Below are 7,605 nucleotides of genomic sequence, written 5' to 3'. Positions count from 1 at the left end.
CGCCCTGCTCCACGTGCCCGGCGGCCGCGGCAGCCCACCAGTCGTCGTAGTAGCCGGTGCCCGCTCGCCGCTGGAGGAGCACGCGCTCGCCGGCGTCGCCGCGCTCCYCGTCGAGCAGGAACACGTAGGCGGCGGGGATCAGCGCGAAGCGGCCGTGCTCGGCGGCGTATTCGTCGGAGTACGCCTGCCRCTCGTCGTCCATCGCGTCGTTCGCCTCCGTCGTCGACCCGGTCGAGTCGGTGTCAGTACCCGACGATCGGGCCGAATGCGTCGGCGAGCGGTGCGCGGTTCACGCTGCGGAGCTCCTCGACCGCCACGGTGAACAGGCCCTGCACCTCGAGCGAGCCCGACGCGGCATCCGTCACGCCGATGCGGCGCACCGGGTAGTCGCGGCCCTCGCAGAGCCCGCGGAACTTCACGTCGTCCTCGCGGGGGACCGACACGATGACGCGCCCGGTCGACTCGGAGAAGAGGGCGGTCGCCGCGTCGATGCCGGCGTCCTGGATCACCTCGTCGAGCACCACGCGTGCGCCGACGCCGAAGCGGCCGACCGCCTCGGCGAGGGCGATCGCGAGACCGCCGTCGCTGAGGTCGTGGGCCGAGTCGATGAGCCCCTCGAGCGCCGCCGCGGCGAGCAGCTCGGCGAGCGCCTTCTCGCGGCCCAGGTCGACCGCCGGCGGACGACCGCCGAGGTGGTCGTGCACGACGCCCGCCCAGGCCGAACCGTCGAGTTCGGCCGCCGTGTCGCCGAGCAGGTAGATGTTGTGGCCGTCGTCCTGCCAGCCCGACGGGATGCGGCGGGCGACGTCGTCGATCACGCCGAGCACGGCGATGACCGGCGTCGGGTGGATCGGCACGTCGCCGGTCTGGTTGTAGAACGACACGTTGCCGCCCGTGACGGGAATGCCGAGCTCGAGGCATCCGTCGCTCAGGCCCTCGACCGTCTCGGAGAACTGCCACATGACCTCGGGGTTCTCGGGGGAGCCGAAGTTCAGGCAGTCGCTGACGCCCATGGGCTTCGCGCCCGAGACGGCGACGTTGCGGTACGCCTCGGCGAGCGCGAGCTTCGCGCCCTGGCGCGGGTCGAGCTGCGAGTAGCGGCCGTTCGCGTCGGTCGCCACCGAGACGCCGAGGCCCGACTCCTCGTCGACGCGCACCATGCCCGCGTCGTCGGGGTAGCTCAGGGCCGTGTTGCCGAGCACGTACTTGTCGTACTGGTTCGTGACCCATGCGGCATCCGCCTGGTTCGCCGAGCCGACCAGCTGCACGAACTGCTCGCGCAGCGCCTCAGGCGTCGAGGGGCGCTCGAGGGCGGATGCCCCGTCGGCCTGCAGCGCATCGAGGTACGACGGGTAGGCGACCGGGCGCTCGTACACCGGGCCGTCGACGGCGACGGTGCGCGGGTCGACGTTCACGATCTCCTGTCCGTGCCACATGATCGAGAGGCGGCCGGTCTCGGTGACCTCGCCGAGCACGCTCGTCTCGACGTCCCACTTCTTCACGACCTCGAGGAAGCCGTCGAGCTTCTCGGGCCGCACGATGGCCATCATGCGCTCCTGGCTCTCGCTCATGAGGATCTCTTCAGGCGTGAGCGAGGGGTCGCGCAGCAGCACGTCGTCGAGCACGATCGCCATGCCGCCGTCGCCGTTCGACGCGAGCTCGGAGGTCGCGCACGAGATGCCCGCCGCCCCCAGGTCCTGGATGCCCTCGACGAGGTCGCCGGCGAAGAGCTCGAGGCAGCACTCGATGAGCACCTTCTCGGCGAACGGGTCGCCCACCTGCACCGCGGGGCGCTTGGTGGGGCCCCCCTCGGCGAACGTGTCAGAGGCGAGGATCGACGCGCCGCCGATGCCGTCGCCGCCGGTGCGGGCGCCGAAGAGCACGACCTTGTTGCCGGCGCCCTTCGCGTTGGCGAGGTGCAGGTCCTCGTGGCGCATGACGCCGACGGCGAGCGCGTTCACGAGCGGGTTCGCCTGGTAGGTGGGGTCGAACCAGGTCTCGCCGCCGATGTTCGGCAGGCCGAGGCAGTTGCCGTAGAAGCTGATGCCTGACACGACGCCGTGCACGACGCGGGCGGTGTCGGGGTGGTCGATCGCGCCGAACCGCAGCGCGTCCATGACCGCGACGGGGCGCGCGCCCATCGAGATGATGTCGCGGACGATGCCGCCGACGCCGGTTGCGGCGCCCTGGAACGGCTCGATGTAGCTCGGGTGGTTGTGCGACTCGATCTTGAAGGTGACCGCCCAGCCCTCGCCGATATCGAGCACGCCGGCGTTCTCGCCCATGCCCACCATGAGGTGCTGCTTCATCGCCGGCGTGACCTTCTTGCCGAACTGGCGCAGGTAGATCTTCGACGACTTGTAGGAGCAGTGCTCGCTCCACATGACCGAGTACATCGCGAGCTCGGCGCTCGTGGGGCGCCGGCCGAGGATGTTGCGGATGCGCTCGTACTCGTCGGGCTTGAGCCCGAGCGCGGCGTACGGCTGCTCCTTCTCGGGCGTGGCCTGCGCGACCTCGACGGTGTCGAGCACCGGCGTCTGGGTCGTCGGGGCAGCGGTCGTGGCGGGGGCTTCGATGGTCACGAGTGGCGAGCTCCAGAGAACGGCGGCGAGCGGATGCCGCGGGGCGGATGCCTGACCGTGTAAGTCTACCCGGCTCGCTCACCTGAGCAGGCGGGGCCGCCTGCTCGGTGACCGCGCCCGGTGGACTCAGCTGCCGGTGCTGTTCGTTCCGGCGGACTGCGTACCGTTCTTCGACGGAGGTGTCGGGAGGGGCTTCGCGGCCTGGCCGCTCGACTTCGCCTTGGTGGGGGTCGGCGGCAGTGGCTTGGACGTGCCGGTCGCCTTCGCGGTGCCTCCGGCGCCGCCCGAGGTGCTCGTCGCATTCGAGGCCTGGCTGCTGTTCACCGCCGGAGTGCCGCCCGCCGTCGCGTTGCCGGTTCCGCCGCCCGCAGGTTGCGAGGTGGTCGTGGCCGCCGCCTTCTCGCCGCCGAACTTCGCCCGCTTGCCGTAGGGCGCACCGAGCTTCACGGTGCCGGCAGCCGGGTCGATGTCGAGGATCGGGTTCGGGTCGGCGACCTCGGCGGCGTCCTGCCACTTCTTGGCCGCATCGCGGTCCATGCCCACCCCGAGCCGCACGAACGCCTTGGGCAGGTGATTGGCCTTGCCGGCATCCATCGCCTGGCCGGCGGCGCCGAGCGCTGAGAATCCCGACATCTTGTTCGCCGCGTCACTCGCGTCCCAGGCCGCCCGCACGATGTCGTTCGCCTTCGCGATGGTGAACAGCGCGCCGCTCGGATCGGTGTACCTGATGGCATTGGAACCCGCGTAGGCGTAGGACGCCTGCAACTCGGGGGATCCGACCAGGCTGTACGGGTCGTTCAACGCCGGGTCGACCGTGAGGAACAGCTCACGCCGCGCGTCGTACCATCGCTCGCCGAAGTCCATCAGGCTCCGCCGCTCGTCGGTGTAGGCGCCCGCGTACTGGTAAGGCGTGCGATACACGGTCGAGTGCTCGTCGATCCACACCTCGCCCGTCGGGAAGTACTCCTGGTGCTGGAACGTCTGCCCCTGGGCGTCGGTGACGACGTTGGTACTGCCCTGCAGGTCCTTGTGCAGGAAGTACCGCTGCCCCTCGGCGGTGTACGGGTCGTCACCGGGATCGCGCTGCTGAGCGATCAGCTCGTCGTCGACCCAGATCTGCTTCGTCAGCTCGTTGCCGTTGCGCACCGTGACCCACGGGTTGATGAACGCGGTCTCGCCGTTCGGCCCGCGTTCGATGACCCGGCGGCCCTCGTCGTCGTAGGCGTAGTCGGTCGTCGCGCCGTACTCGTCGACGAGGACCATGTGACCGGCCCAGTCCCACGTGAGTTCGCGGGCGATCTTCGCCTTCTTGCCGGTGCCGTTGAYGATCTGCACCAGCTCGCCGTCGGCGTCGTAGTGGAACGTGTCCTGCCCCTGCGCGCTCACCTGGTGCGGTCCATCGGCGTCGAAGGTGCGGCTGAACGAGTACGACGTGGCCGACTGCACCTTGCCGCCGAGCTTGTCCACCTGCGCCTTCGTCTCGACGTTGCCGGCGTCGTCGAAGTCGAGGCCGAACGAGTAGGTGCGCGTGTTCTTCCACACCTTGGCGGAGCCCGTGGAACCGACGAGCCGGTCGTACGGGTCGTAGTCGAAGGTCATCGAGACCGGGCTGCCGAACAGGTTCGTCACCGTCGAGGGCACGTCGTTCGAGTAGGTCTTCGGGTTGCCGACGACGTCGTACGTGTACGACTGGTCCTGCACCTCGGAGTAGTGCGCCGGGTTGCCCTTGAGCGGCCGGTTGGCCGAGACGGTCCGCACGTTGTCCATCCACCGGGTGAGCTCGTCGTAGCTCCAGGTGGTCGTCGCGCCGTTGCCGTAGTCGATCGCCGCGGGCACGAGGAACTCGTCGTAGCGCCGGTCGTTCACGTAGTCGTAGTGCCACGTGGTCGGCTCGTCGGTGAACGTGGGCTTCCCGTCGGCGCCGAGCACCGGGTTCCCATTGGCATCGAGCACGGGCACCTTCTTGAGGCCCGGTTCGTCGCCCACGACCGACTTCGTGAGGCCGCCCGCGTCGTAGTCGTAGGTCAGCACCTCGCCGTCGGGGTACGTCATCGCCTTCACACGGCTGAGCCCGTCGTACTCCCACTCGGTGGTCCACTGGAACCTGGGATCGCCGGGCACCCAGTTGTGCAGCTTGATCTCGCTGAGCTGGCTCGTGGTGTTGCCGAGCGGGTCGTATCCCAGGGACACCACCCGCGAGGCGTCGTCGATCTGCACGATCCGCCCGGCGCCGTTGTCGGGCGCGCCGGCAGCGCCGTACGTGTACGTCACGTCGGGAGTGTCCTCGGGGTACACGATCTTCACGAGGTTCTGCAGTTCGTAGTGGTAGGTCGTCTCGACGTCCTCCTCGCGCAGGGTCGCCGAGACCTCCTTGATCACCTTGCCCTCGGCGTCGTACCAGGTCTCGAGCAGGCCGCCGTCGGGCGTGTCCGTGCTCAGCTTGTTGCCGACCCCGTCGTACGTGTGCGTGGTCGTGTTGCCGGCGACGTCGACGACCCGCAGCAGCTCGCCGAGCGGGCTGTACTCGTAGCGCGCCGTCTTGGGCGCCAGCAGGTCGGCAGGGTCGGACGTCGCCGGATTCAGCGGCTGGTCGTCCATCCGTACCTCGTTGCCGCGGATGTCGGTGAACGTCGTCGTCACCCGACCCCGCGGATCGGTGCTGACGGCCTTCATCACGGTTGCCGGGTCGCCGCCCACCGCGGCAGCGCCGAAGCCGTACGCGGACGTCGTGGTGCGTGCGCCGGGCTCGGTCTGCGAGATCTCGTGATCGAGCAGGTCGAATGCGAAGACCGACTTCGTCGCGGCATCCGAGGTCGCCGTCTCGTACGCGGTCTGCGCGACCGTGTCGAACGTCGGCCGGTACGTCTCGACCTCGTGGCCGAAGACGTCGTACACGACCGCGCCGCTGACCACTCGGCCGTCGGCCGGCACGCCCTGCGCGTTCACGACCCGGGCATCGCGCTTCTGCTGCGTGATGCGCCCGATGCCGTCGGCGAACTGTACGGTCTCGATCGGGTCGGCATTGAACGCATCCGCGTGCCTCGCGATCGCATAGCCGTAGTCGGGCGCGCTCGGGTGGTACTCGAACGTCACGGCGTCGGCCTGCAGCGGGTTGCTGATCGAGGTGAGCCTGCCGAGGTCGTCGTACGTGTACGAGGTCGTGTTGTGGTTCGCGTCGGTGCGGCTCTCCACTTCGCCGGACGCCCAGTCGAAGGTGGCGGTCGACGTCAGGCCCGTGCGCAGCGGCGCCGGATCGGTGTCGGCCTCGTAGTCGAGGAAGACATCGACCTCGTCCTGGCTGTCGAAGTCGTACTCGGTCACCTCCGCGATGTTGGCGTGGCCCACGTTCGTGTCGTAGACGTACTCGACCGCGTAGCGCACGCCCCCCTCGCCCTCGGGGTAGACGATGCGGTTGTAGCTGCCCCACGAGTCGTACTGCAGTTCGGTCACCGCGACCTCCGAATCGCTGATGCGCTCCTTGAGGAGCGTCACCGACTGGTTGTCGCAGACCGCGTCGCGACCGTCGCGCTGCCGCAGGACCGTGCCGTCCGCGCCGTACACCGTGACGACGGCCGGCACGCTCACCCACGTCGGGCAGAGGTCGGCGGAGAAGATCGGCGAGGCCTGTTCGTCGCTCGGCATCGGGTAGTACGGGGTGTCGCCGAAGCATCCGACACCCGTGTCGTAGTCGCCGTCGGCGTCCAGCTCGACCTCGGACGCCGAGATGAGGCAGTCCGAGTAGTCGGTGACCGTGCGCACGTCGTCGGCGTCGGTCTCGAGCTCGCCCTGGTCGAGCTGCTCGAGCACGTTGCCGAGACCGTCGTAGGTGAAGCTCACGCGCGTCTCGTTGCCGGCTCCGATGCCATCGGGGGTGAAGTAGCGCTCCTCGCTGTCGACCACGAGCGGCGCGTACGACCAGGTGAGCGACTCGGTTCCGGTGAGCGCGGGGATCGCCGTCTGCACGTCGACGAGGTCGGCCTCGGCGAGCGGGTCGAAGCCGGCGGGGACGCCCTGCACGTCGCGGATGCCCCAGTCCAGGCTCGCCGCTCGGAGCGCCTTGCCGTTCAGGGCGTCACGGACGACCATCGACGTCTGCAGGCCCGCGACGAACACGTCGTCGTTGAGGTACTCGGTCTCGGTCGTGCGCTTGGCGATGCCCTGCGGGTCGAGCTCCTGCTCGGTGACCTTCGCGAAGCCGAGCGACTGGCGGAACAGCCGGTCGAACCGCAGGTCGTCGTACGAGAACGTCGACACCGAGACATCCGCGCCGTCGCCGGGCCTGCCGTCGTCGACGGCGACGCGGCTGAGCGCCCAGGCCGAGCCGGGGTGGGCGACCGTGTTGCCGTAGCGCTCGTAGTCGAGGCTGACGTTGCCGCCGAGCGGGTTCGTGTACGACGAGAGCAGGTTGGTCCGGCCCGTCGTGTTGCGCTGCACCCGCACCTCGTCGTCGTCGGTCGAGGCGAGCGAGTCGACGAATCCGTCGCCGTCGATGTCCTCGAGCGTGACCTCGGAGAAGCTCACCGAGTTCTGGTACGAGGCGCCCGGGTTGATGACGAGGTAGCACGCGACGAGGCACAGCGGCCCGGCGTAGACGGTGAAGTCGACGCCCCCGCCGATGCCCTGCGAGCGGTCGTACGACACCTGCGGCGCGTTGCCGAGGTTGGCCGCGCCGACGCCCGCGGCCGTCGCGAAGTCGCCGAAGTGGACGGCCGGGGCCAGGCCCGAGCCGGTGCCGAACTCGACCGTGGGCTGCTCGCCCGCGGACGGCTTGTGCAGGCGGTCGGGGATTCCGTCGCCGTTCACGTCGACCCAGGCGAAGCGGGCCATGTCGTAGTTCCAGTTGAACGAGAGGCCGCCCGAGAACTCGCCCCACGGGGTGGCGAAGCCCGCCGAGGCGTGGCCGCCGATCGACTCCTGGGTGTTGAAGCCGCCGGTCGCGAGCGGCAGCACCGCCTCGGCGAACGCGTAGCCGAGGTTGTAGCGCACGAAGACCCCGCTCGGGTTCGTGTACACGACATCGGGC

At 69.6% G+C, this 7,605-nt stretch carries 2 protein-coding genes and 1 pseudogene; all 3 read right to left on the bottom strand.

Annotation, left to right across the window (positions count from 1 at the left end; all coding sequences use genetic code 11):
- Positions 1-202, bottom strand: a pseudogene (locus AC1DY2_RS11875) (DNA mismatch repair protein MutT); the annotation flags it as partial.
- A 40-nt stretch (positions 203-242) separates the two neighbouring features.
- Positions 243-2,582: a phosphoribosylformylglycinamidine synthase subunit PurL gene (gene purL, locus AC1DY2_RS11870; protein ID WP_476762618.1), complete on the bottom strand. Its 2,340-nt coding sequence runs from the start codon at positions 2,580-2,582 to the stop codon at positions 243-245.
- Between the two features lie 126 nt (positions 2,583-2,708).
- Positions 2,709-7,605, bottom strand: a 4,897-nt coding sequence (locus AC1DY2_RS11865; RefSeq protein ID WP_476762617.1) for a toxin TcdB middle/N-terminal domain-containing protein, incomplete at its 5' end; no start/stop codon positions are given.

It is taken from the genome of Agromyces sp. P1_H4 (genome assembly GCF_056405255.1).
This window is presented reverse-complemented; position numbering and strand designations above follow the sequence as displayed.